Source organism: Planctomycetia bacterium, from assembly GCA_015075745.1.
Taxonomy (GTDB): Bacteria; Planctomycetota; Phycisphaerae; order UBA1845; family UTPLA1; genus UTPLA1.
On record JABTTW010000001.1, the window covers coordinates 2376979 to 2400619 of the forward strand.

23 protein-coding genes are annotated in these 23641 nt (G+C 61.4%); 13 read left to right on the top strand and 10 right to left on the bottom strand.

Annotated elements, in window-relative coordinates:
- Positions 1 to 3: 3 nt before the first annotated feature.
- Positions 4 to 603 (top strand): hypothetical protein, encoded by a 600-nt coding sequence (locus HS101_09360; GenBank protein MBE7506479.1) that lies wholly within the window; start codon positions 4 to 6, stop codon positions 601 to 603.
- Here HS101_09360 and HS101_09365 read toward each other — a convergent pair.
- A complete protein-coding gene (locus HS101_09365; GenBank protein MBE7506480.1) occupies positions 592 to 3447 on the bottom strand; it encodes a protein kinase in 2856 nt (951 codons plus the stop codon). The genes HS101_09360 and HS101_09365 overlap by 12 nt on opposite strands.
- Positions 3448 to 3451: 4 nt before the next feature.
- Positions 3452 to 4006: a sigma-70 family RNA polymerase sigma factor gene (locus tag HS101_09370; GenBank protein ID MBE7506481.1), complete on the bottom strand. Its 555-nt coding sequence runs from the start codon at positions 4004 to 4006 to the stop codon at positions 3452 to 3454.
- Positions 4007 to 4237: 231 nt separating this feature from the next.
- Between HS101_09370 and pepD the strand changes: the two genes are divergently transcribed.
- Complete coding sequence (pepD, locus tag HS101_09375; protein ID MBE7506482.1) at positions 4238 to 5710, top strand: beta-Ala-His dipeptidase; 1473 nt, start codon at positions 4238 to 4240, stop codon at positions 5708 to 5710.
- Between the two features lie 36 nt (positions 5711 to 5746).
- On the top strand, positions 5747 to 6646 hold the full coding sequence (locus HS101_09380) for a PQQ-binding-like beta-propeller repeat protein (protein ID MBE7506483.1): 900 nt from the start codon (positions 5747 to 5749) through the stop codon (positions 6644 to 6646).
- A gap of 11 nt (positions 6647 to 6657) precedes the next feature.
- On the opposite strand, the gene HS101_09385 is transcribed toward HS101_09380, so the two are convergent.
- Positions 6658 to 7092, bottom strand: coding sequence for a CBS domain-containing protein (locus HS101_09385; GenBank protein ID MBE7506484.1), 435 nt, complete (start codon positions 7090 to 7092; stop codon positions 6658 to 6660).
- A 105-nt stretch (positions 7093 to 7197) separates the two neighbouring features.
- On the bottom strand, positions 7198 to 8877 hold the full coding sequence (locus HS101_09390) for an FHA domain-containing protein (GenBank protein MBE7506485.1): 1680 nt from the start codon (positions 8875 to 8877) through the stop codon (positions 7198 to 7200).
- A 367-nt stretch (positions 8878 to 9244) separates the two neighbouring features.
- Between HS101_09390 and HS101_09395 the strand changes: the two genes are divergently transcribed.
- Positions 9245 to 9679, top strand: coding sequence for a hypothetical protein (locus HS101_09395; protein ID MBE7506486.1), 435 nt, complete (start codon positions 9245 to 9247; stop codon positions 9677 to 9679).
- Positions 9680 to 9783: 104 nt separating this feature from the next.
- Positions 9784 to 11286 (top strand): hypothetical protein, encoded by a 1503-nt coding sequence (locus HS101_09400; protein MBE7506487.1) that lies wholly within the window; start codon positions 9784 to 9786, stop codon positions 11284 to 11286.
- A 149-nt stretch (positions 11287 to 11435) separates the two neighbouring features.
- Here the strand turns inward: HS101_09400 and HS101_09405 are convergent, their stop codons facing one another.
- Entirely contained in the window at positions 11436 to 11933 is a 498-nt protein-coding gene (locus HS101_09405) for a DinB family protein (protein ID MBE7506488.1), read from the bottom strand.
- 177 nt (positions 11934 to 12110) lie between these two features.
- On the opposite strand from HS101_09405, the gene HS101_09410 reads away from it, so the two are divergent.
- The 5 genes from HS101_09410 to HS101_09430 all read left to right on the top strand — a co-directional run bounded on the left by HS101_09410 (position 12111) and on the right by HS101_09430 (position 14797).
- Positions 12111 to 12569 carry a GNAT family N-acetyltransferase gene (locus tag HS101_09410; GenBank protein ID MBE7506489.1) on the top strand — a complete coding sequence of 153 codons (459 nt, stop codon included), beginning with the start codon at positions 12111 to 12113 and terminating at the stop codon, positions 12567 to 12569.
- Between the two features lie 51 nt (positions 12570 to 12620).
- Entirely contained in the window at positions 12621 to 13013 is a 393-nt protein-coding gene (locus HS101_09415; protein ID MBE7506490.1) for a RidA family protein, read from the top strand.
- Positions 13014 to 13156: 143 nt separating this feature from the next.
- Entirely contained in the window at positions 13157 to 13789 is a 633-nt protein-coding gene (locus HS101_09420; protein MBE7506491.1) for a hypothetical protein, read from the top strand.
- A gap of 138 nt (positions 13790 to 13927) precedes the next feature.
- Positions 13928 to 14125 carry a hypothetical protein gene (locus HS101_09425; GenBank protein ID MBE7506492.1) on the top strand — a complete coding sequence of 66 codons (198 nt, stop codon included), beginning with the start codon at positions 13928 to 13930 and terminating at the stop codon, positions 14123 to 14125.
- A 36-nt stretch (positions 14126 to 14161) separates the two neighbouring features.
- The gene (locus HS101_09430; GenBank protein MBE7506493.1) at positions 14162 to 14797 is read left to right on the top strand and encodes a tetratricopeptide repeat protein; all 636 of its coding nucleotides are present in this window, start codon (positions 14162 to 14164) and stop codon (positions 14795 to 14797) included.
- Between the two features lie 15 nt (positions 14798 to 14812).
- On the opposite strand, the gene HS101_09435 is transcribed toward HS101_09430, so the two are convergent.
- From HS101_09435 to HS101_09455, 5 genes are all read right to left on the bottom strand, one after another.
- Complete coding sequence (locus HS101_09435; GenBank protein MBE7506494.1) at positions 14813 to 15889, bottom strand: response regulator; 1077 nt, start codon at positions 15887 to 15889, stop codon at positions 14813 to 14815.
- 33 nt (positions 15890 to 15922) lie between these two features.
- On the bottom strand, positions 15923 to 16303 hold the full coding sequence (locus HS101_09440) for a response regulator (protein MBE7506495.1): 381 nt from the start codon (positions 16301 to 16303) through the stop codon (positions 15923 to 15925).
- Positions 16300 to 16806, bottom strand: a complete 507-nt coding sequence (locus HS101_09445) for a chemotaxis protein CheX (protein MBE7506496.1) — start codon at positions 16804 to 16806, stop codon at positions 16300 to 16302. Before HS101_09445 ends, HS101_09440 begins: the two co-directional genes overlap by 4 nt.
- A gap of 254 nt (positions 16807 to 17060) precedes the next feature.
- Positions 17061 to 18197, bottom strand: coding sequence for a pyridoxal-phosphate dependent enzyme (locus tag HS101_09450; GenBank protein ID MBE7506497.1), 1137 nt, complete (start codon positions 18195 to 18197; stop codon positions 17061 to 17063).
- A complete protein-coding gene (locus HS101_09455; GenBank protein ID MBE7506498.1) occupies positions 18191 to 19642 on the bottom strand; it encodes a GMC family oxidoreductase in 1452 nt (483 codons plus the stop codon). The genes HS101_09450 and HS101_09455 overlap by 7 nt, the downstream gene beginning before the upstream one ends.
- Before the next feature lie 108 nt (positions 19643 to 19750).
- Between HS101_09455 and HS101_09460 the strand changes: the two genes are divergently transcribed.
- The 3 genes from HS101_09460 to rho all read left to right on the top strand — a co-directional run bounded on the left by HS101_09460 (position 19751) and on the right by rho (position 23534).
- Positions 19751 to 20827 carry an amidohydrolase family protein gene (locus HS101_09460; protein ID MBE7506499.1) on the top strand — a complete coding sequence of 359 codons (1077 nt, stop codon included), beginning with the start codon at positions 19751 to 19753 and terminating at the stop codon, positions 20825 to 20827.
- A gap of 395 nt (positions 20828 to 21222) precedes the next feature.
- Positions 21223 to 21822, top strand: a complete 600-nt coding sequence (locus tag HS101_09465; GenBank protein ID MBE7506500.1) for a dephospho-CoA kinase — start codon at positions 21223 to 21225, stop codon at positions 21820 to 21822.
- Positions 21823 to 21977: 155 nt separating this feature from the next.
- Complete coding sequence (rho, locus tag HS101_09470; protein ID MBE7506501.1) at positions 21978 to 23534, top strand: transcription termination factor Rho; 1557 nt, start codon at positions 21978 to 21980, stop codon at positions 23532 to 23534.
- The last annotated feature ends 107 nt before the right edge of the window (positions 23535 to 23641 follow it).

The following is a 23641-nucleotide window of genomic DNA, read 5'->3' on the forward strand; positions in this document are numbered from 1 at the left end:
GGCATGAGATTGCGCAATAGCACCGGCATTTGCTCGAAGCGGCTCGCGGAAATATTTGCCGAGGCCGTGGGCGATTGGCCGACCGGCAACATCGACGTGGCGGTTCGCCACAGCAGGGGGTCTGAGTTCTCCGGAAGCTGCTACTATTCGCCGCCTCGCATCTACATCAACCTGGGCCGGGACAACCGCTATCCCTACCATATTCGCACGCACATTGCCCGGGCCAGCTCCAATGCACGCTGCTGGTGGCGCGAGTTATACACGGTGGAACTGGCCGACGCCTCTCAACTTGCACTGTTCATCTTTCTGCATGAGTTTTATCACTGGCTGGTTCGACAGGCTCGCCGCAACAGCCGGCAGAAGGAGGCGCGTTGCGATCGGTTTGCGACGAGGCACCTCGTCGATGTGCATGGCTGCAAGGTCCGCGACGCGCGTGGGCAGATTGTAAGCCGGCATGCCTGGGATTTTCAGGACCTGGAGGGCTTCGTCGCGGCGGCGAAGCGGAAGACTGGGCATGGCGTCCATGCGGCCCCCTATCCTCACCCGTTGCAATCCGCTTCGCGCCCCATTGCGCGAGATGATCAATTCCTTTTATTCTCCTGAATTCGCCCGCTCGGCGCGCGAGGGCTCCCCGTCGTCGCTCAACTGTTTGATCCGTTCGTCGCAGTCGCGGAGCGCCTCATCGGTTCGGCTGATCGCCGCTTCGCTCGCCGGCGGAAGCCGTCCGCTCGATTTCAATTCGTCGAGAATGCGCTTCGACTTTTCGAAATCCAATCGCGCGGCCTGCCAGTGCGCAAGTCGCGACTCCGCCGAAAGGCCCGGCGCCTCGCCCATGAGGGCCCGGACATCGCCGACATCGTAGTGGCAGGTGGACAAGTCAAGGGTGAACTGCACGTCCTGTTGTTCTTTTTCCTGCAGGCCCTGGATCAACTCCAGCGCCGACTTTGATGATTCCATGGCCTCGTCGGCGTTGCCCTGTGCCTTGTAAATCGCGCAAAGCCGCTGGTGGGCCAGCGCCAGGTCGCGCTGGACGACAACATAGTTCGGGTCGGCGTCGGCCACCTTCTCGATCAGATCGCGATATTTGAGGAAATGGGCCAGAGCCTTGTCGTATTCCTTTTTCTCCTGAAAGACGTCGCCGATCATGAACTCGGCAACCGCCAGATTGCGCTTGGCGTGAAAATCCGCGGGGTCGATCTCCGCCTGGGCCGATCGCAGCGAGAGTACTTCCTCGTAGTAAGGCAGCGCGTCGTCGGGCTTGCCCAGTTTGATCTGAATGATTCCCTGGCTCCGCAGCAGGTTCGAGAGGCTGTTCACGATGCGGACGTTTTCGGGATCGGCGGCAATGATCTGCCGGGCAATTCGCTCGCCCTCCTTGAAGTGGGCGGACGCCTGGTCGTATTGCTTCATGACCAGCCGCAGCTCGCCCATGCTGCCGTTGATCATCGCCAGATTCGTGAGGATGCCGATATCCGAGGGCTTTTGCGCCAGAAGATTCTGGGTGTACTCCAGATACTTGGCGTGATTCTCAATGGCCTCGTCGAGTTGCCCCATGGAGGCCTGCAAACGGCCCAGGTTCACATATGCGCCCGCCAGCCCACGCTTGTACTTCGCGCTGGCCGGGTCCTGCGCAACGAGCTTCTTGGCGATTTCAAGATGCTTTTTTGTATGATCCAATGCGTCCTGCGATCGTCCGACCCGACGCAGGGCTATGCTGACCAGTTCGTGAGCCGCCCCCAGCGCCGACGTAGACTCAGGATCGTCGGGCCGCAGCGCGCAGAGTTTCTCGACGATGCGCAGGGACTTTTCCTGACTTTCGAGCGACCCTTTTGTATCGCCGAGATTTGACAGGCTCGCCATACCCTGGACGGACGCGAGCCGGCTGTATCCCTCGGCCAATCCCTTCAGCAGGCCGACATCGTCTCCGGCCTCGCTTGCCAGCTTGTCGAGATATTCAATGCCGGTGCGCACGATCTGCTCGCGGGCCTTCGTCGCGCCCGGCAGGGCCTGAACCTCGTCGTAAAGGTCGAACAATACGGTGCGGGCGAGCGACTGGACCTCCTGGAATCGCCGCTCGGCGCGCTGGCGTTCGAGATTCTCGGCGTCGCGGGCCTCTTGCGCCTCAATCAGGCGCGCCTCGGCGAGCCGGCGCTGACTCGATTCGCGGACGGCGAACCATGCCATGCCGATGACACCCAGGACCAGGGCGAGGAGCGTCGCGGCGCTGCCGGCCACCATCGCCTTGTTGCGCTTGGCGAATTTCTGGAATTGATAGGCGGCACTGGCGCGGCGGGCGATGATGGGCTCATCTCGAAGGAATCGCCGAAGGTCGCCGGCCAGCTCCGCCGCCGACTGGTATCGCCGGTCCCTGTCCTTCTCCATGGCCCGCTGGACGATCGTCTCGATGTCGCCCCGAAATGTCGTGCTGATCGAACTTAGACGCGATGGCTCCTCCTCGCGGATGATCCTCACCGCATCGGGGATTGCGCGATTGCGGACTTCGAGAGGGAGCTTGCCGGCGAGCAGCTCGTAGAGAATGACGCCCAGAGCGTACACGTCCGAGCGCATGTCCAACTGCGACGGATCACCGGCGACCTGTTCCGGGCTCATGTACGGCACGGTTCCGATCAACTGGCCGACGTCGGTCTGCAATGTGACGGCGTGAATGTCCGAATCGGTCGCCCGGGCAACGCCGAAGTCGAGAATCTTGGGCTGGCCGATCGCCTCATTGCGCGTGCCGGCCGACGTTGCGCCCGACTTGCTGACCGGAGTCTCCGCGGCCCCGACGAGAATGTTCGCCGGCTTCAGGTCGCGATGAATGACCCCGCGCTGGTGGGCATGGTGAACGGCATCGGCGATCCGCGCGAGCATCTCGATTCGTTCGCGCGTCCCGAGATGGCAGGCGTTGACATGCTCCAGCAGCGGGCGCCCATGGATAAGCTCCATGGCAAGATAAGGCTGCGTGACCGTGAAGCCGGAGGCGGTTTGCACCTCGGAGACGCCCGCTTCATAGACATGGGCGATGCCGGGATGCTGGAGGTGGCCGAGGATTTCGGCTTCAAGCTGAAAGCGGCGCAGCACCTGGCGCGAACCCAGACCCGGGGCGATGACCTTCAGGGCGACGGTTCTGCCGGGGTTTTCCTGGCGCGCCTCGTAAACGACGCCCATGCCGCCTTCGCCGATTTTCTGAATGATCTCGTAGCGGCCGATGCGCCTGGGGAGTTCGTCGGCTTGCGCGGCCGTCGACGACTCGACCCGGAGAGCCGGCGTTTCCAGGAAGCTCTTGGTTCCGTCGGCGTCGCTGCGAAGGAGACCCTCGACGAAGGCGCGGAGCTCTTCATCGCCTGCGCACTGCGCCGCGAGCGCCGATGCCCGATCAGGTACAGGCAGCGTGACAACCGCCTGAAAAATCTCTTCGGCTCGTGAAAATTTCTCGCCGCTCAGCATGGGCTCATTTCCGGGGCCCGGAGTCTGTTTCCGATAGTTGGGAGTGCAGCAGTGCTTTGACGAATCGCCAATCCCGCTCCGCGGTGGGAACGGAGATCCCCAGGGCCGCCGCCGCCTCTTCCGTTGTCAGGCCGGCGAAGAATCGAAGATTGACGAGCTGCGCCTTTCGCGGGTCGCGCTTCTCCAGTTCCTTGAGGGCCTCGTCGAGCGCGAGAATGTCTTCCGAAGGCTCGGCGATCGCCAGTTCTCCGGGATCCACGGCGACGCGGTCGAATTCCCCTCCGCGCTTCAGGCTGGCTTTTCTTCGCACCTGCTCAACGAGAATCTGGCGCATGGCTTGTGCAGCAGCCGCGAAGAAGTGGCCGCGACTGTTCCACGACGGCGCATCGCTGCCGACCATGCGCATGTACGCCTCATGCACCAGCGCGGTCGGCTGAAGGGTGTTGCCCGGTGGCGTTTTCGTCATACGAGATTGGGCCAGCTTGCGAAGCTCGGCATAGACCAATGGCAGCAGTTCCGAAGAAGCGCGCGGATCGCCCGCGCTGACCTGCTTCAGCATCTGCGTGACCAGTCCGGCCTGCTCATCCGCCATGATCTGCGGTTCTCCGTCTGGATTATCTTAGCTCATCGTACGGCCGGAGGGATATTTCCCGACCCAATCCAAGAATCGGGCAACGTCGAGCGCCGGTTTCACGCACGACACTTCGGGTATACCATGGGTAACTGCATCGCATGGGCGGGGGACGGCGATTCGTCCCAGCCCGGCAACATCGGAAGGAGCAAAATAGAGATGGCCCAATCCATCGAGTCCCTTCAGCCTTCTCTCGTATGGCAGATTTTCGCGGGGATGGCCGCGGTTCCGCGACCCTCCAAGCAGGAGGAGCGCATCCGTGCGCACGTCAAACAATTTGCCGAGTCGAAGGGCCTCAAGGTCCGCGAAGAGCAGATCGGCAACCTTATCATCGACGTGCCCGCAACGAAGGGGCACGAGTCCGCTCCGATCACAGTCCTTCAGGGCCACCTCGACATGGTCTGCGAGAAGAACAGCGGGACCGCCCACGACTTCGACAAAGAGGGCATCAAGCTGCTGATCGACAAGGAGCCGAAGACCGGCGAACCGATCGTCCGCGCGGACGGCACGACCCTTGGCGCGGACAACGGCATGGGCGTTGCGCTGGCACTGGCCGCCGCGCTCGATCCCGCCGTCGTTCACGGGCCGCTTGAGATTCTGCTCACCATCGACGAAGAGGCCGGAATGAGCGGGGCCAAGGCCCTGACGCCGCAATCGTTCAAAGGCCGGCGGATGATCAACCTCGATTCCGAGGAGGATGACGCGATCTACATCGGCTGCGCGGGTGGATGCGATACCAATCTTACGTGGCGGCTGGGCCTGTCCGCCAAGGGCGAGTCCGCTGAATCTTGTCGCGTGATCGTTGAGGGGCTTCGCGGCGGGCACTCCGGCGGGGACATCCACGAGGGCCGCGGCAATGCCATCAAGCTGCTGGGGCGCGTGTTGTCGCGGATCGGCTCTGACGGCTTGCGCATCGCGTCGATCGTCGGGGGGAGCAAGCGAAACGCGATCCCGCGCGAGGCGCACGCCGAACTTCTCGGGCCCGGCGGCATGACAGCACAGCTTCAAAAGGCCGCCTCGGCGATCGAGCAGGAGGCGAAGGCTGATTCGTTCGAGCCGCAGGTTCGCATTCGCGTGGAGAAGGCGGAGATCGACAAGGCTGCGAGCGCCGAGCAATCCGCCGCGCTGCTTGCCGCCATCGCCGCCCTTCCGAGCGGGGTCCTCGGAATGCACCCCAAGGTGCCCGAACTGGTGCAGACGTCGAACAATGTCTCGACCATCGAAACGAAGTCCGCCGGCGGCTCGATCGATGTCGTGATCGGTTGCCTGTCCCGCAGCTCATCTAACTCGCGCCTGGATGAGACAAAGCGGCAACTCGCCGCGATCGGTTTTCTGGCGGGTGCGACGATTGAAATCGGCAATGAGTATCCGGGATGGGAGCCTGACCTGGACTCGCCGACGCTTGCCAAGTGCAAGGGCGTCTACGAACGGCTGTTTGGCCATCCGCCGAAGGTGCTCGCGATTCACGCGGGCCTGGAATGCGGCATCATCGGGCAGCGCGTCGGGAAGATGGACATGGTCTCTTTCGGACCGCACATCACCGGCGCGCACAGCCCGGACGAACTGGTATATGTAAACTCCGTCGCCAAGTCATGGAAGTACCTCCAGGCGGTGTTGGCGGAATTAGCCTGAAACTTATCCACGCGAGCCAAGCGAGGAATCAACGCGATGAGAGGGTCCGTAATCGAAAGCGTCCTTCGCCGGTCCATCGGAATCCCCTTTTTTCTTCTCGCCGCCGTCACGCTCGGCTGCTCACAGGGAAGCTGGACGCAATGGGGCGGACCCAACCGAGACTTCTCTGTCGGCGCCGCACCGATCGCGGATAAGTGGCCGGAGGGCGGGCCGCAGAAGCTGTGGTCTCGCGAGTTGGGAGACGGTTTCAGCACCATTGTTTCCGACGGTCGAACGCTTTTCGCGATGTATCGCGGCGAGCAGGATCAGGAATGCATCGCGGCCCTGGATGCCGCCAGCGGCAAGACCCTTTGGGAGCACAAGTACGCTGCGCCGTTTATCGAGTTTGAAGTCGATGAGATCGACAAGGAAACCGGCAAGAAGCGAATCGAAAAGCAGGTGACCAAATTCGGCACCGGCCCCAATTCGACGCCACTGCTCGTGGGCGGCCGCCTCTTTACGCTGGGCTACACCGGCATCTTCACGTGCCTCGACGCGGCCACCGGCAAGGTGAACTGGTCGCACGATCTCTACAAAGACATGGGCGCGACTTACCTGCGATTCGGCTGGGCCACCAGTCCCCTCGCATACGGCGATAACGTGATTGTGCTGACGGGCGGCAAGGGACACGGCGTCACGTCATTCAAGCAGGCAACCGGCGAAGTCGCATGGCAGGATCGCGCCGCGCCCGGGCCGAAGTGCATCAACGCGGATGGGCGGCTCATCGTGCTGGACGACGACGGGAACCTGATGCTCATTGCCGCCAATCTGGAGGGAATGAGCGTGCTGAGCCAGACCAAGCTATTGGAAAGCCCAAGCTGGACCGCGCCGACACTGGTCGGCTCGAAGCTCTATCTTCGAGATCGGAAAGTCATCATGGCGATGGACTTGAGCTGAGTGGTAGCGCGCTAATTCGGTCCGTGCATGTATTCGTGAAGCCAGCGGATCGTTTCTTCCTGCTCCTTCAGCTCTCGGGCAAGGATGTCGCCGCTGGAAATGATGCCGATCAGCTTGCCGTCATTCACGACGGGCAGGTGCCGCATCTTGTTGTTGGTCATCGCTGCTCGGCAGGACTCGATCGGCGTGTCCGGCGAGCAAACCGCGACCTTCTTGGTCATCACCTCGAATACTTTGATGTCGGAGGGATCCTTCTTCTCCGCGACGACGCGGTTGAGCAGGTCGCGCTCGGTGAAGATGCCGATGATGTTCCCGTCGTGCAAGACCACCAACGCGCCGATCCGGCGTGCGTGCATCAGCTCCGCTGCGTCCTGCGCCGTGGCGTCGCGATCAATGGTCGCGACCCCGCCCTGCTTTTGCTCGATGATGTGTCGGACCAGGGACATGAGGGGGCCCTCGCTCTGGGACAACGAGTTAATTCAGATGCATTATAGCCAACGAATTTGAAAAGCCAGCGTTAATCGGCGGCTGATTCGGAGGCGATTGATCGGCTATCTCGGCATCGCCGGGCCATGGGTCTCAGCGCTGTCGACGCCCGTCGGCGAGTGGATCGGCAGCTTGACCCGAATCAGCGTGCCTTCTCCCGGGGCCGATTGCACTTCGATCTTGCCGCCGTGCTCGTCGACGATCTTCTTGGCGACCGCCAGCCCCAGCCCTGTTCCGCCGTGCCCCTTGGTTGAGTAGAACGCCTCAAATATTTTCGAGGCAGCGTCCTTCGGTATTCCGGGCCCGTTGTCGCCGATGGTGAGCGTGACTTGATCCGCCGCGGTATCGACCGATGTGCGGACGGTGACGGCGCCGCTGCCTCGCTCGACCGCGTCGATGGCGTTGACGACGATATTCAGCGCGACTTGATGAATGCCGTCTTCATCCATGAGCACCGGCGGGACGTGGTCCGACAGCTCGGCCTTCAGCATGACGCTCTTGTCCGATGCCCGGCGCTCGACCAGATTGAGAACGTCCTCGACGATCGTATTCAACTGGATCGGCGCGAGTCGCGGCACTCGGCGCTTGGCGAAGGCGAGCATGTTGACCGACAGGCCGTAGATCTTGTCGAGGTTCCGCCGGACAACCTGCCACCCTTCGTCGACGGTGTCCCAGTTCTTGGATTGGAGCCCGGTCCGCAACGCGTCGCTTCCGCCCATCATGCCCTGAAGAATGTTCTTGATGTAATGAGACAGCGCCGCCACGGTTTCGCCGACGGCGGCCAGTCGCTCCGTCCGCATTCGCTGATCGACCAGCCGCACGTCTTCGATCGCCAGTCCGCCCATCTGACCGATGGCCGCCACGAGGCGGAGCTGCTCTTCGGTGTAGATGTGCGTAGCCATCGCCGATTCGAGATAAATAATCCCCAGCGCCGTCTCACGGGCCACAAGCGGCACGCAGATGACCGAGTGCAGTCCGACGCCGGAGGCGACCTCGTCTTTTTCGCCCTCCTTGAAGCGGGGGTCGGTCGTCGTGTTGGAGCAAAGGATGCCCTCGCGCCGATCGACGACGTGGCTGATGATCATTCGGTTCGGTCGCATCTTTCCGGCAGCCTGGCCTTCACGCTGTCGCATGACCTGGGTGTCGAACTTGCCGGTGCGCTCGTCGCGGATCAACACCAGTGCCCGATCGCCGGGCACCTCTTCAAAAAGGAGGTCGAGAATGCGCTCGACGAGTTGCTGGGGCGATAGAATGGCCCCGACGGCATGGAGCAGCGCGGACATCACCCGCCACGAGCGAACCGCCTCCGCAGCGGCCGGCGAAGCGAGAATCATGCTGTCGTCCGCCGTTGTGACGGAGCCGATGATCGACGCGTCGGTCAGATTGCGGTCCGCCTCCAGATCGACAAGGTCGGACATCAGCGGGCTCTTGGCCTCGCCGGACAGGGCGGTTTCCTCGGTGGAGTCCCAGATCATCAATGTTGAGCCGAGCCGGATCTGATCGCCGTGCTTGAGCCGCGTCGGGCGCTCCAGTCGTTTTCCGTTGAGGTAGGTTCCGTTCGCGCTGCGGCTGTCCTCGATGGTCCAGCCACGACCGGCGGGCCGGACCTCGGCATGCTTGCGGGAGACGGTGTAGTCAGTCAGCGGCATCTCCGGGCTGGCCCGGCCCAGTTGTAGCGGCTGAGACTCAACCAGGTTTTGCCGCAGCCCCTTGTCAGGGCCCTGAAGAACAAGCAGATGGGGCACAATTCTCCCTCTTCGCCGCAGCCCCGGGGGCGCGATCCGGCGGCGAATCGAAGACGTAAATAGCAGCATCGACGCCGATCCGAGGTGTTCGGCGACACACTGGCGGCACTTGAGCCTCGTCGACGCAATCGCGAATCCCAAAACGACGCTTGAGGGCGTTTTAGTCTACGCATTCAGCGAATTGTCGTCAAACAAAGGCTCGTGCAAGTTGCGGCGAAATCGAGGCTTGCGCCTGATCGCCCCCGCCGGGTCGGTTGCTCGGTCGCACCAAATGACCTATCATGGGTCTCCTGAAGGCGGCCCTTATCGGCCTTCCCCGGCACGATGTTTATCGCCTCGACGCAACACCCAATCGAGTTTTCGGCACATGCCCCGAATTGACAAGAACGAACAGGCCCGGCTCCTTGAGGCGATTCACGCGCACGACTTCCTCCATCGCATTGTGCGGACCATCGAGCACCTGCATCGGGTAGTCTTTCACGCGGAGAAGCTGGACCCGATGTTCGTCCGCGCTTCGGCGGAGGAAATCCTCTCAGCCGATATCTATACGCGCCACCACGGTCAGATAGACGGCGTGTACTTCGCCCTCCGCAAGGCCGAGGACGGCGGCCGCACATGGGCGCAGGCGATCGCGGAGTACGCCGCCTACATCCACAACTACTACACCATGCCGCTCGGCGTCGTCATGCGCCGCGATTTATTCGGAGACGCATGCCATTTTGTTACTCCGGCGGCGGGCAAGGAGTCGGCCCTGAACCGGTCGGCCGAGCCGTCATCCAAAGCAACGGCGGCGCGGTCGTAGGGCCACAGCCCTCGTCAGGGGAATCAAAGCGGGCCTCTGAAATGTCGATGACTTCGCCATTGCACTCCGACGGGACGCCCGGGGCACCTGTCGGAGTCTCGCGGTTGATCTCGACGGCCGGTCAACCGGCGCTCGGCCCAGGTTCCGTGCCCCAGTTCATTTTTGTCGGGGCATGCGCATTCGGCATCGCATGGCTCAGCTTCTCATTGATCATCAACTCGGCCTTTGGTCGCGCGGATAACGGTGACTATGGGCGATTTATGGCCCCCTTCGCCGACAAGCCCTACGGTTTTATTGCGAACTGGCCGCCGCCGGATCAACGGTTGCAGGAGGATCGGTTCTTTCAATGGTGGATTCCCTACTGGGATCCGGCAAAGATCGAAGATGCGCGGTACTTCGGCAGCACGGTCCTGTTCTGGCTCGGCGGTAAATTCCTGAGCCGAATCCTATTGGGTGACGATGTTGTCAGCCTTCGCATGTCCGGCGCGATTGCTTGTTTGGTATTGATGGGTGCATATGGCCTCGTACTTTGGAGCGCCCGAAAATCGGCCTGTTCGGGGAGGCTGCTGATGAGTGTGGTGCCCATGATCCTCGCGTCGGCATTGGTGCTTTCGGAGGTTTGTTACGGCAGCTTCATAAACTCGTACTTCCAGGAGGGAGGCTCATTCGTATTCCTGGTGTGCCTGTTCTCGGCGTCCGTTTTCGTCTGCGGAGGATCGATTCGTTTTGAGAGGATGCCGATCCTCGCGGCGGCGGCGTGTCTGTTCGCCACGGCGAAGGTACAGCATGGGTTTGTGGGCCCACTGCTGCTGGTGCTTATCGTTGTCCACGCCTTCCGGATTCGTCCGCGCGGCCGGTACGAACGGGCGGGGCTGGCGGTTTCCATCTGTGTTATCGTCGGGGCGATGCCGGCCACATTCTGGCTCAACGGCCACCGACCATCTCGCCGCAACAACGCCTATCACTCGCTCTATTTTGGCATTCTCGGGCATTGCCATGATCCGACAGCGCAGCTAAGGGCCGAAGGCCTGCCTGAGGAAAGCGTCGCACTGATCGGCCTTCCGGCCTACAGCAACGAGGCGGGCGTGCTCATCGGCCAACTGGGCGCACGTCTGGCTCACAGGTCCACGTTTCGCATCTCGATGCGTGAGCCGACGGCGCTGATCAGTCTGCTGCGCGAGGCGGCGATGCACGCGGGAAATATCGAGATGGATTATCTCGGCATGCGTGCCCAGGGTGCGGTGGACTATCGATCCATCCCCTCCGGCATACACGTCTGGAGCCGATTGCGCCGCGCCGTGATCCCACGAGGCGATGGGCTTCTGCTCCTACTGGGAATTCTGATCGTCGGATTTGGTGTGTCATGTATTGTTCCGAAGCGCCTGTCGATTAGGTCCTGGGCATTTCTTGGCCTGCTATTCACCCTGATCTCAGGGTTGGAACTGTGCGCGTCAACGCTCGGCGACGGACTTTACGAAATCGACCGGCACCTGTTCGCCTCGAATCTCGCACTGGACCTTACCCTGTGTATATGCCCAACGCTCGTGATGATCACCGTTCTGGGCAGACGGGATGAGGCTACCTCCAACGTGAACGCAACGAGGTGATTGCCGCCCTGCATCCTCCGGTCTGCCGCGCCATCCGCTATCGCCGCTTCAGCAGTCGCAGCGCGGCGAAAGCCCGGGGCAGCAAGGCCTCGAAATGCCTGGCACATTCGGAGCGATGGACGATCTCGGCCTGTGGGGCGGAAATTGCGCTAACCGAACTTGGGGCTGATTCCCAGACTCTTACGGATGACCGTGAGCTGCCCGGCGTGCAAGCCTTCGTGCCATGCCATCGTCGAAAGCAGCGTCGCCCTGTTTGGAGCGAAGGTCTTCAGGTCCTCGGGCAGCGCCATGCGAGCGTCCGCCTCATTCATCGAATCGACCCACTGGAGAAATCGCTGGCGGTTCTCGTCCAGCACCTGCTTGACTTCCGACACCGGCGGATAGTCCGACACATTGGGCGTCGGGGTCGACTTCATGAAGAAGATGCCGTTCCACGTTTCAAATCGATTGAGCGGCTTTCCTCCGATTTTGTTCATGAAGAATTCGTCGGTGCAGGCCAGATGGCCCAGGATCCACAAGGCGTGATTGGCCCCGGGGACCGGCTGGTGGCAAACCTTGTTATCAGGAATATCTTCGAAGAGACCGTGTGTGGCTTTTCGGGCGAATTCAAGGGCGGCAATTCCTGACTCAAAAAGTGCGTGGGCCATATCGTGCGGGTCCTTTCCGGCTCGCTTGCTCGCAGCCTTCAATAAATGATACCGTCAATCCGATGATTGAAGCCGTTTCCAATCAACGCGGAATGGCGACGGGTGAGTATAGGCGCCGGCCCTTCGCGGTCGCCCGGCGTTGCCGCGACACCGTCCCGGCCGGATAATTCCAGCCCGATGAGCGGTGTTGAGATACGCGAGGCCGACGAATCCGATTTGCCGGAGGTGCTTCGGCTTTATGCCCTGCCGGACTTCGACGACGGCCATGCCCTGCGCCTTCAGGACGCCGTCGAGCGGTTGCGGCAGATGCGGAGCTATCCGGATTACCGCCTGTATGTCGCGCTCATCGATGGCCGGATCGTCGGCACCTTCACATTGCTCATCGCCGAGAAAATTCTGCACATGGGGGCCAAGGCTGCGATCGTGGATGACGTGATCGTGGACACCCTATGCCGGGGCCGCGCGATCGGAAAGGCCATGATGGCGGCGGCAATGGACATGGCCAGGGCCCGGGGCTGTTACAAGCTGGCCTTGTCGACGAACGCGAAGCGGATTGAGGCGCATAGATTCTACGAGTCTCTGGGTTTCGCCAGGCACGGCTACAGCTACGTCATAGAACTCGCGAACAGTTCGTGACGTGAATAGGGTAAACGGTCCGTAGGCGAATCAGGCGATCGAGGTATTGCGATGCCAGTGACGAGGGTGTTCTCAAAGGCGGTTTGGGAGGGCAGGGTCGGCTACTGCAGGGCCATCCGCGCCGACCATCATATTTACGTCACCGGCACGGCGCCGATTGGACCCGATGGCGCCGTCTTCGCGCCGGGCGATGCGTACGCTCAGGCCGCGCGTTGTTTTGAGATCATCAAAAAGGCGCTCGCCGACCTTGGCGCAACTCCGGCGAACCTCGTTCGCACGCGCATGTTCGTCACCGATATCTCCCGCTGGGAAGAGTTCGGCCGGGCCCATCGAGATTTCTGCGGCGACCATCCGCCTGCGACGACGATGGTCGAAGTGAAGTCACTGATCGATCCCGCCATGCTGATTGAGATCGAGGCCGACGCCGTAGTCCCGCGCGATTAGGCCGCGAGGCAGCCGCGTTATTTCCGGGCGGCACCTCTTGCGCCTCCGCACCCGATACCGATATCCGCGGGGCGCTGATCGAACCGGGGCCGATCAATGGTCTATAACAAACATCGCCGCACGATCGGGCCGATTGTGTGGACGTGGGTGATTCACCGGAAACATGGCACGGCCTGGTTGAGGGATTGGATGGGCTCGGCGCGGACGCCTGGCTGGGGGCCGGCTGCGCGATTCTCATTTCCTCCATTGTCGCCGCGATGACCTTGCTGCAATTCCAAGCGCTCAAGCAATGCCGTCGACGGCTGGACGAACTGGAAGAGCGAGACGCGATGCGCGCCGCCCGCGACACCGGGCCGACGATTCAGGAGTTCTGCCGACAGATCATGTGCGCACTGGGCACAGAGACGCCGGAGGCGGTGTCCGACCGGCTTTCCGAGGCCGACCCCGCGCGGTTTGCCCGTGTTCTCGCGGTCTATACCCGGGCCCAGCGAAGGCGGCTTGTGACGCTTTATCAGCAGGCCGAAAACCTGCGCGAAGCCCTGAGCGCGGAGGAGTCCCGTCACACCGAAGAGCGGAGCGACAAAGTTCGCGATCTGGACCTGCGGATCGAGCGTGCGGCACGTCAAACCGCGGAATTGGATGCGGCGTGCGGTCGCGCGACCAGGCTGCTGGACCAATTCGAAATGAGCCCCACCGCAGTCGCGAAGAATAAGAAGCCAGGGGTGGCCGGCAGCCTCGCCCCGGCCCCGTCCGGATGCGCCGCCACGACCGACTAGCCTCACATCCGGCCCTTGTGGGCCCACTTCCCTTTCGCGGGGCTTCGCTTGTATAATCCGTGCATGGGCCATGCTTCGTCCGAAGCCTGCCGAAGCGCCGCCCCACTTTGAGGCCGTCATCGAAAGGAGTATGGGCGTATGCGAAGACACCTAGCAATGCTCTCGATCCTCGCCGCCGGGCTGACCGCACCGGTTATGGCGGGCGTGCAGATCGGCGACAAATCGCCGGCGGTCTCCGCCGGGTCGTGGTACAACCTGCCCAAGGGAATCAAGAGCCTGACTCCCGCCCACCTCAAGGGGCAGATCGTCATGGTCGAATTCTGGGCCACATGGTGAGGGCCTTGCCGTTCAGGCATTCCGCATCTGGTTCAGATGCAAAAGAAATTCGAAGACAAGGGTGTCATACTGGTCGCCCTTTCATATGAGGCCTCAAGCGCCGTAGCGCCTTATGTCTCTCAGCACAAGATCCCTTACATCGTCGGCAGCGACGCAAAGGCCACGCGCGACGCCTTTGGCATTCAGGGATACCCCACTGCTTTTCTCGTGGATCCGGACGGCAAGATTGCATGGATCGGGCATCCGATGGAGGCTGACAAGGCCATCGAAGATCTGCTCAAGAAGAAGAAGCCGCGCGGAGCGGGACTGCTGGCCGAAGAGGCGGGCAAACTGGCCCTCGCCAAGGCGGGCAAGCTCTATAAGCAGAAGAAATACGCCAAGGCCCTGAAGGCGTACCAGAAGATTGTCAAGGATTATAAGGGTACAAAGGTCGCCAAGACCGCGAAGGCCAAGGTCAAGTCGATCAAGGGCAGCACCGCCGTCATGGCGAGCATTCGCGCCGAAGAAGCGGATCGGAATGCGAGTCGCTGGCTGGACATGGCCCGCGTATTAGCCAAGAACGGCGCGGAAAACGACGCCATGCGTTACTACGAAAAGATCGTCTCGAAATACCCGGAATCCGAGCACGCCGACACGGCCCGCCGGGAAATGGAAAAGCTCCGCGGTAGTTGAGAGCGGGTTGCCGGTTTAGGACGGCTTTCGCGCCATGCGACACATGCGGATCAGTTCGCGGGTGGTCTTCGCCATGGAGGCTGGGGGCGTATCGGCCGCAAGGAGCGATTCGACATCCTGGGCCAGTTTTGAGATCGGCTCGAATCCGTAGCTGCCGGCCTGGCCCTTGAGGCTTCGCACGATTCGTTTCATCGCGTCGGTCTCGCCTTTCGCCGTTGCCTTTTCCAATTCAGAAACCAACGGCGCCAAACCGTCCACGAACTGATTGATCAACTCAAGCATCTCTTCATTGTCGGCCATCGTACTGAAGAGCGGTTCGTCTTCGATTTCCACAAGTGCCTGAGTCAAAGACTCACGCGTCACGGGCTTGGCAAGATACTGATCGAAACCCGCCTGGAGCAGGCGCTCACGGTCGCCCTCGGCACTGAGTGCGGTTAGTGCAATGGTGTTTCCGCCATATCCGCTTTCCCGCAATTGCTTGATGGCGGCGACCCCGTCGAGCTTCGGCATTTCGATGTCCATGAGAATCACGTCGAAGGCGCCCGCCCCAACCGCCGCGATCGCTTCTTCGCCGTTCTCCGCCTCGGTGATTTCGACATTCAGTTGCTTGAGGTGCACCCCCACCAGTTTTCGCATGCCGGCGTCGTCGTCCACCATCAGGATGCGCTTGGGGGTGGTGTTGCAGCAGAAACTGGAAATGTCGATGGCGTGCTTGAACTGCATGCAGACCAGGTGGATACCGCCCTCGACGTACTCGCACCGGACGACGGTCCCATCGACAAATTGCCAACTGTTGCGCGTCGTGACGAGTTGCACCCGGCCCTTGGTCCCCACGTGGATAAATCCGTGGTAAAGAAACGCCATTCCGCCGCGGCTCAGGTCTCCCACGGGGGCCTTTATGGACATCACGGTTCCGCTGGGTTGAGTCAGTTCGATCAAACACGTCTTGTGAAATGAGAATCGCTCGTGGGCGCGGCGATCCGCGTCGGCGCTGTTGGCCCGAAGATCATCCAGCTTGCTCAGGATGCGCTTCGCGGTTGCGTCGTCGATTCGTACGTTGACGGCCTTCGCTGCAGCTTGTTGGCTCGACATATCGTTGCTCAACTCTCGGCCCTGGCGCTCCGGTTACGACGCTGCCGCGGCAGCCACCTTGGACAGGGTTTGTTTAATTTTCTCCGCGAGCGTATCCGCGGTGAACGGCTTGACGACATAGTTGTTCACGCCTGCCTTCACGGCCTCGATGACCCGCGACTTTTCCGCCTCCGTGGTCACCATGATGATGGGCAGGTTCTTGTCGGCTTCGCGGACTTTTTTGATCAGGGCGATGCCGTCCATGTTGGGCATGTTCCAATCCATCAGAATCAGCCCCGGCCGCTCCTTCGAAAGGAAGTTGAGCGCTTCTACGCCGTCCGAGGCTTCCAGAATGTCAACGTAGCCCAGCGATTTGAGCGTGTTCTTCTGGATGTTCCGAATGGTCCGCGAATCGTCGACCAATAAGATTTTCATGCGCCGGCTCCTGCTGTGGCCCGGACGGCAGAACCGGCCGGGGATGAGACGGTGGCCAGGGCGATCTCGACTTCGAATCGGCCGAACTCCGTCTCACAAGGGATAGTGATAAATGGCGACGCCTTCGATTGAGGCTCCGCGTGGTTGCTGCCGACGACGACGCTCGGCAGCGAGATTTTTGTGTTGTAACCCACGAAACCCTTTCTGGCGTTACCCGCGACCATGTTTGCCAACTCGCCGATCGCATCGGTGAAATCGGGGTGCTGAGTCGTCAAATCAGCCCCCGCGAATTTCGACGCCGCCTGCTCGGCAACGGACCCGGGGAAACTCAAAACCACACACCCCTGCACGTCGCCGGATAGTCCGATGATGCCTGACACTTCCGCCGAGGGGCCGCCATTCTGCTTTAGAACCGGCCTTCCGACCTCGACATCCGCATGAACCATCGTCTTGAAGACATTGACGATCGATCCAACGAAGGCATTTACGAACCTGACATCCATGGGCGGCTTCCCCCTGGCACGAGCGCAGCCCGGGCATTTGCGTCGCGATGCCGGAGGGCGAAAAGGCGCTCTTCTACATGGACTTTCGGGCCGCGAGACCTCTTACTGAAGTTCTGGATGTCCCGAGCGTTACGGAAGGCCCTGGTGGGTCGTCGCGAACCGCGCCCTCGCATCTCGGGCGAGTGTATCGGACGCGCTGGATTGATTGGGACGCTGCCACATGGCCGGAAATGTGCGGCCGAGAAAATTGGGGATTAGTGAACCGGTCGCGGGAACTGGTCGTCGAGCGGCTGAACCGGCAGATCGAAATACGCCCGCAATCGCGCGGGAACAACTTCGCGTCGAATTTCTGCCCTCTCAAGGCCTTGAAGATGGTGATATGTGTTCCAGAATAAATGAACTTTGTGATTAAGCGCGCGATCGCGAATGAACCCGAACATTCCCGACAGCGCCTTGGCCGCGTAGGTGCCGTCAGTAATGACGCCCTCCAGCGCATGAAGTTCCGCCGCGGCCCTCGCGGCCTCCGGCGTAAACTCGCCATAGCCTTTGCCCAAATCCCGGCCGACAATCTCAACGCCTTCTGAATTTAGTCGCGCACTGGGGATCGTCGGGTCGTATCGGCGCAACCGCCGCAGGGTCCGCCGCGCAAGCCGCAATGTTCTGCCGCGCGTGCAGTACCAACGATGCGATACCACGATCCCTACGACCCTGGCCCGCAGGCCCGCCAGCTTGCAGCCCAGGACCAATCCCGCCGCCGTACCCAGGCTTCCCATGGGCACATAAATAAAATCCGGTTCAGACATTTCGTCGCGCTCGATCTGCCGTTGAAGTTCGAACGCCGCATTTACGTGGCCGATGCACGCAAGACTGTTCGTTCCGCCCGGCGCGATGTAGTACGGCGGCTTGCCGGCTCGCCGATTCAGCGGTCGAAGCCGTTCGAAAACAAGTCGTGGCAATGCCGACGCGTAATCCGCGAGGACATACCGCGCACCGGATGAAAGCCCAAGCCCCAGATTCGCGCAAACGTAGCAGGCTCGCGGCTGGTCAACGACGACCGCCGTCGTGTCGATGCCCAGTTGTTTCGCATGATACGCCGTTCGGGCGATGTGATGACTTCCCACGGAACTGAGCGTCACAATGCGCGTCGCTCCACGAGCTACCATGTCGGCCAGGAGGAACTCGAGCCCGCGCAGCTTGTTGCCGCCGACGATGGGGTGGCTCAGGTCCTCGCGCTTGATGAAAAGTTGTGAAAGCCCGTGAGCCGCGCCCAATCGCTCGGCCCTTTGTATCGGCGTCGGCCACGATGCGATGGATCGCCACGGCACCGATTCCGCCAGGCGAGGAAACGCTTCAAAAATCGGCAGCGTCTTGTCTGTCTCGCTCTTCAGCATCTTTGATTCACGCGCTCGGCGACCCGTTCCGCGAGGGCCGCGATGGTCATGGAGGGCGGACGCCCGATCGGCGTCGGCAACAGGCTTCCATCGGCGACAAACAGGCCTGGACAGCCAAACACCTCCCCGTGCGAATCTGTCACGCCTTGTTCGGGAGAATCCGCCATCGCCGCCCCGCCCAATGGATGCACCGTGACGGCGAACCGGTCGAGAAACCATCTCGGCGGCATAACAAGTCGCCCGCCCGTTGCCGCCGCAAGCTCGCGCAGTCTCTCTTGTGCCCGATCACTGAAGACCGATTGCACCCGCTCATGTCTGATGCAGGCGAATCCGCCATTGAGTTTTCTGATGATCTGATGTTCCGTCTCGTCGAACCCCATCACGCCGAAGGCCCAATGCCCATCGCGCCCGGCGCCGACCGCCGGGCTCAGCCATCCCAGGACACGATCTAACATCGGCGGCAGCGGCAATCGCCCGAGCTCCATCACATAGAGCCGGTCGCTGTCCCAGTGATCGATCCATGCAGTCGTCGGGGGCCCGTCGTCCGCCGGCGCGCCATCGAGAGGATTCACAAGTACGCCGCCCAGGTCGCCATTGGTGAAGAAGCGACGCCCCAAAAGATCACTCAACCCCGCCAGTGACCGCAGCTCATCTCGGCACTTAAAGAGCAGGCGAATCGTCCCCAGTGTGCCGGCCGCGATGACCACTTGCCGCGCGCGAATCGCACCGGGGATTGTTCCCGCGTCACTGCGATTCAAATACTCAATGCGATAGCCGTCGCCCTCCGAGATGATCGAGCTCGCCTCATGCATCGAGCGAACTTCCGCGCCGGCCTGCTGGGCCTTTGCAAGATAGGTCGCATCGAGCGTCCGCTTCGGGGCCAATGTCCCGCCGCGAAGCCAGGAGACAATTCGTTTTCTCGTGTCGAGTTCGTCACCCCGCGCGGCGGGGGCGGCGCTTTCGCTTTGCCAGCGAATCGAGAGCGGCAGCCGCGTCACCTTCGATCCGATCGCCGCGCCGATCCGCTCGAGTGTCGTCGTGCGCGGCAATGCAATCGGCACAGGCGCCGGGTCAATGATCCGCTCAACCCGATCGAAATAGCCCGCCAATTTTGCCGCGTTGATGTCGCTTGGCCAGCCGCGGTCGAAGATTTCATCCGGCGCGCGAACGGTGACGGCCGTATAGACATGCGACCCGCCGCCCACGGCGCATCCAGCCAGGCAAAGCAGTCCGGCGATCTTCGGGACTTCGACCAGCCCGGTCCGGTGGGTCGAATGAACCAGCGGCAAAAGACCGTCGGCGATCGCCGCGTAGGCGTTTTCGTCCATTCGGCGGCCGCGCTCCAGCACGATCACCCGCTGTCGTGCCTCCGCCGCACGCAGCGCGCAGACCGATCCGCCGAAGCCCGAGCCGATGATCGCCAAATCGCAGTCAAACCGATTCACGACTAAACGTTATAGCCACAATTCGGCGGAGCCGGTGCAACCGCAATCCCACGCGGATTTCCGGATTACCCATTCTCAGCCGTTGATTGCCCATTCATAATCATTGTCATGGTCATCGACGTCCATTGCCATGCCGGCCTCTCCGCACGCCGGGTTGACTCGTCCATCCCGCGATTCTCATTCGAGGCCCATGGCGCGGAAGGCTCGCCCGGTTATGACAGCTTTCTGTCTCCCCGGCTGCTGCGTCGTCCGGCGTGGTTCTTCGTCAAGCGGTGGATGAAGATTGACCCGGCCCTGCCGCGCGGTGACGCCCTCGATCAGCGGATCGAGGCAGTCAACGAAATGCACTGGTCGAACATGCCGAGCGTCGATCGGCTGGTGCTGCTCGCCTTCGATGAATATCGCACCGACGAGGGCCAGGCCCTGGGCGCCGCCGAAAAAGGGGAGCGCCGCGGCAGCGATCTGTACACTTCAAACAGTCTCGTCAAAGCGATGTGCGTTGCCCGACCGGACCGCTACATGTTCGGCGCTTCGATCCATCCCTATCGCCCAGGAGCGATTGAGATGCTCGCGGAAGTCGCGGCGGCCGGGGCCGTTCTCATCAAGTGGCTGCCCATTCACCAGAACATCCGCGCTGAAGACCCCCGCACCGTCGCGTTTCTTCGGGCTGCCGCGCGACTGAACGTCCCGATGTTGATTCACTACGGCGGCGAGATGTCGCTCTCCCGGCAGCACATGGAGTTTGAGCATCCGGGGCCCATGCTCGACACACTGCGTGCCCTTCGCCGCGAGGACGCATTGCCCTGCGTGATCGTCGCTCACGCGGCGACCCCCTCCTTCCCATGGCAAAGTTCCGCCGGGTTTCATGCGCTTATGTCCGCGCTGCTGGGGGAATTCTCCGCGGAGCCGATCTATGCGGATATCTCCGCCCTCGCGGCATTTGGCCGGACCGGCTGGCTCCGCCGTCTTGCGGCCAGCCCCCAGGCCCACCGGAAGCTCGTATGGGGCAGCGACTATCCCATCCCCGTGCTCACATGGCCATTTTGGCGCGTACTGGATCGGGACACGCGCCGTCGCATTGCCGCGATCCCCTCGTGGATTGAAAAGGACCTTCAACTCAAGCGGGCCCTGGGATTCGACGATGGCGTATTTAACCGGGCAGCCCAACTTCTGGCCCGGCACTAGAATCCCCATGATCCGTTCCCCTCGCCGAAGTGTGAAATTTCGAAGAGTTGGGCAGTTGTAAGGAGTCTCAAAGACCCTAAAAAAAAACGTGACAAGCCCTCGGACACGCGATATAATACCATCAGTAGTCGCGTTTCTTGGGGCATAATCCGCTTTTCGCACACAGTTCGCGGTCCTCAACAGACACGAAATTTCCAAGGGATATGATCATTTCGGGCTTGGGCAAGCAGTTTACGCTCAAGCGATTCCTGAGCCTTTTGTTAATCGGGCACCCAGATGTGCCTCCGAATAAGCGTCCATCGGGACGAGAATGTGTGCCGGTTTAGGAGTTGATCGGAGATCGTCTCACGGCTCACAAGAATAGTAGATCGGGATCCGGCAAACCGATCGTCGGCTTGGCCGGCGGAATCGGCTCAGGCAAGAGTAGTGTTGCCAAAATCCTGAGCGAACTCGGCGCGGCGGTGATCGATTCCGACGAGCTGAGTCATCGCGAGCTTAACCATCCTGATGTTCAAGAGACACTGGTGCAATGGTGGGGCGGCCAGATTTTGGCCGCAGATGGTACCGTAGATCGAAAGAAGATTGGGGCCATCGTCTTTGCTGATCCGACGCAGCGCCACAGATTAGAGGCGCTGATTCACCCTCGCATCGACGTGCGACGTCAATGCCTCATCGAGGCCTACGAGGCGCAACCGCGCATCAATATGATTGTCCTGGACAGTCCGCTGCTTTACGAGTCCGACCTTGATCTCACCTGCGACGCGGTGATATTTGTGGATACCCCGCTGGAAGATCGCATCGCCCGGACCAGGCAGACTCGGCACTGGCCGGACGGAGAGCTGCAAAGAAGAGAAAAACTTCACCAACCCCTGGACATGAAGCGAGCCAGGGCCGATTATATTTGTAAGAACAACTCCAGCCTCGCGGACCTGCGGTTGCAGGTCGAACGCATTCACGATCAAATCGTATCGGAGTCGAGTCCCAGTCAGCCATAGGCCGCCAACCGACAGGTCGGATACACATTTGCCCCGCGATCAGTCGGTCCCAAAACCATCAGTTAATTTTTCAATAGTCTGTTTTTCAAAAGATACACGCTCAATAGGTACACAACACATGCTACATGACCATTCTCGAATCGGAGGCCACAATCATGCCTAAACCACAAGGCAAACGACCCTACCAGCAGAAGACCCGACGACCGGCGCCCGCGGCAGCGGCAAGGCGGCCCCGAGTAGATGATAATGACGATGACGAAGTCATTGTCGTTTCCCCCGATACCGACGATTTCGGCGCAGGCGTCGAGGACGAGGCCCCGGTTTCCGCCCCAGTCGCCGCCCCCGTCGCGGCGCCCATCGCCGCCTCCGCCACAGCCGAGCAGGAACACCGCTCGTCGCCGCCGCCGGCCGGCTTCGACAAGGAAACCCACGATCGCTACGAAAAGATCAAGCGCGGCGATCTGCACATCACCGACCTCCAGCGCATGGGCATCCCCGAGCTTCACGAAGTCGCCAAGGAAGAGGGCGTCGTTGATTATGCCGCCCTGAAGAAGCAGGAGCTCATCTTCAAGATCCTCAAGGAGCGCATCAACAAGAACGGCCTCATGTACGGCGAGGGCGTTCTCGAAATCCTCCCCGACGGCTTCGGCTTCCTCCGCAGCCCCGAATACAACTACATCCCCTGCCCCGACGACATCTACATCAGCCCCTCGCAGATTCGACGCTTCGGCCTGCGCAGCGGCCACATCATCGCCGGGCAGATTCGTCCCCCCAAGGAGTCGGAAAAATACTTCGCCCTCCTCCGCGTCGAGGCCATCTGCTTCGAGGAGCCCGACAAGGTTACCGAGAAGGCCGTCTTCGAAGACCTGACGCCGCATCACCCGAATCGGCGCATCGTCCTGGAAACGAGCCCCGACGAAATCAATATGCGCGTCATTGACATCGCCACGCCGATCGGCTTCGGCCAGCGCATGCTCATCGTCGCTCCGCCGCGCACCGGCAAGACCGTGCTGTTGCAGAAGATGGCCAACGCCATCACCACCAACCATCCCGACGCCTACGTCATCATCCTTCTCGTCGATGAGCGGCCCGAGGAAGTGACGGAAATGCAGCGGCACACCAAGGCCGAGGTCGTCTCGTCGACCTTCGACGAGCCCGCCAGCCGGCACGTACAGGTCGCCGAAATGGTCATTGAAAAGGCCAAGCGACTCACCGAGTACGGCCGCGACGTCGTCATCCTTCTCGACTCGATCACGCGACTGGCCCGCGCCTACAACACCGAAGTGCCGCACTCCGGCAAGATTCTGACCGGCGGCGTCGACGCCAACGCCCTGCAGAAGCCCAAGCGGTTTTTCGGCGCGGCCCGTAACATTGAGGAAGGCGGCAGCCTGACCATCATCGGCACCGCCCTTGTCGATACCGGCTCCAAGATGGACGAAGTCATCTTCGAAGAGTTCAAGGGAACCGGTAACAGCGAACTCCACCTCGATCGCCGATTGGTCGACAAGCGCGTCTGGCCGGCCATCGACATCGCCGCCTCCGGCTCGCGCAAGGAAGAATTGCTGCTCGACCCGAAGGAGCTGGAGCTCATCTACAAGCTCCGCCGCGTTCTCGTCGATATGAACCCCGTCGAGGCGATGGAGCTGCTCACCGGACGGCTCAAGAAGGTCAAGACGAACGCCGAGTTCCTCATGACCATGAACCTGGCGTAACCCGCCGGACAATCCATATGGCTAGTTCAACGCGCGGCCGATGCGGATGACCTGCTCCCCGAGACTTGATCCAGTTCTTATGAGAGTCTTAACTGCCCGGATGGGCA

What these genes read in the sequence shown, in the direction of transcription:
- HS101_09395 (MBE7506486.1), top strand. Translation starts at nt 9,245, where the DNA reads ATGCCCCGAATTGACAAGAACGAACAGGCCCGGCTCCTTGAGGCGATT.
- HS101_09370 (MBE7506481.1), bottom strand. Translation starts at nt 4,006, where the DNA reads ATGCTGAAGCAGGTCAGCGCGGGCGATCCGCGCGCTTCTTCGGAACTG.
- rho (MBE7506501.1), top strand. Translation starts at nt 21,978, where the DNA reads ATGCCTAAACCACAAGGCAAACGACCCTACCAGCAGAAGACCCGACGA.
- HS101_09430 (MBE7506493.1), top strand. Translation starts at nt 14,162, where the DNA reads ATGCAAAAGAAATTCGAAGACAAGGGTGTCATACTGGTCGCCCTTTCA.
- pepD (MBE7506482.1), top strand. Translation starts at nt 4,238, where the DNA reads ATGGCCCAATCCATCGAGTCCCTTCAGCCTTCTCTCGTATGGCAGATT.
- HS101_09410 (MBE7506489.1), top strand. Translation starts at nt 12,111, where the DNA reads ATGAGCGGTGTTGAGATACGCGAGGCCGACGAATCCGATTTGCCGGAG.
- HS101_09445 (MBE7506496.1), bottom strand. Translation starts at nt 16,806, where the DNA reads ATGGATGTCAGGTTCGTAAATGCCTTCGTTGGATCGATCGTCAATGTC.
- HS101_09435 (MBE7506494.1), bottom strand. Translation starts at nt 15,889, where the DNA reads ATGTCGAGCCAACAAGCTGCAGCGAAGGCCGTCAACGTACGAATCGAC.
- HS101_09405 (MBE7506488.1), bottom strand. Translation starts at nt 11,933, where the DNA reads ATGGCCCACGCACTTTTTGAGTCAGGAATTGCCGCCCTTGAATTCGCC.
- HS101_09440 (MBE7506495.1), bottom strand. Translation starts at nt 16,303, where the DNA reads ATGAAAATCTTATTGGTCGACGATTCGCGGACCATTCGGAACATCCAG.
- HS101_09365 (MBE7506480.1), bottom strand. Translation starts at nt 3,447, where the DNA reads ATGCTGAGCGGCGAGAAATTTTCACGAGCCGAAGAGATTTTTCAGGCG.
- HS101_09380 (MBE7506483.1), top strand. Translation starts at nt 5,747, where the DNA reads ATGAGAGGGTCCGTAATCGAAAGCGTCCTTCGCCGGTCCATCGGAATC.
- HS101_09425 (MBE7506492.1), top strand. Translation starts at nt 13,928, where the DNA reads ATGCGAAGACACCTAGCAATGCTCTCGATCCTCGCCGCCGGGCTGACC.
- HS101_09385 (MBE7506484.1), bottom strand. Translation starts at nt 7,092, where the DNA reads ATGTCCCTGGTCCGACACATCATCGAGCAAAAGCAGGGCGGGGTCGCG.
- HS101_09450 (MBE7506497.1), bottom strand. Translation starts at nt 18,197, where the DNA reads ATGCTGAAGAGCGAGACAGACAAGACGCTGCCGATTTTTGAAGCGTTT.
- HS101_09360 (MBE7506479.1), top strand. Translation starts at nt 4, where the DNA reads ATGAGATTGCGCAATAGCACCGGCATTTGCTCGAAGCGGCTCGCGGAA.
- HS101_09460 (MBE7506499.1), top strand. Translation starts at nt 19,751, where the DNA reads ATGGTCATCGACGTCCATTGCCATGCCGGCCTCTCCGCACGCCGGGTT.
- HS101_09415 (MBE7506490.1), top strand. Translation starts at nt 12,621, where the DNA reads ATGCCAGTGACGAGGGTGTTCTCAAAGGCGGTTTGGGAGGGCAGGGTC.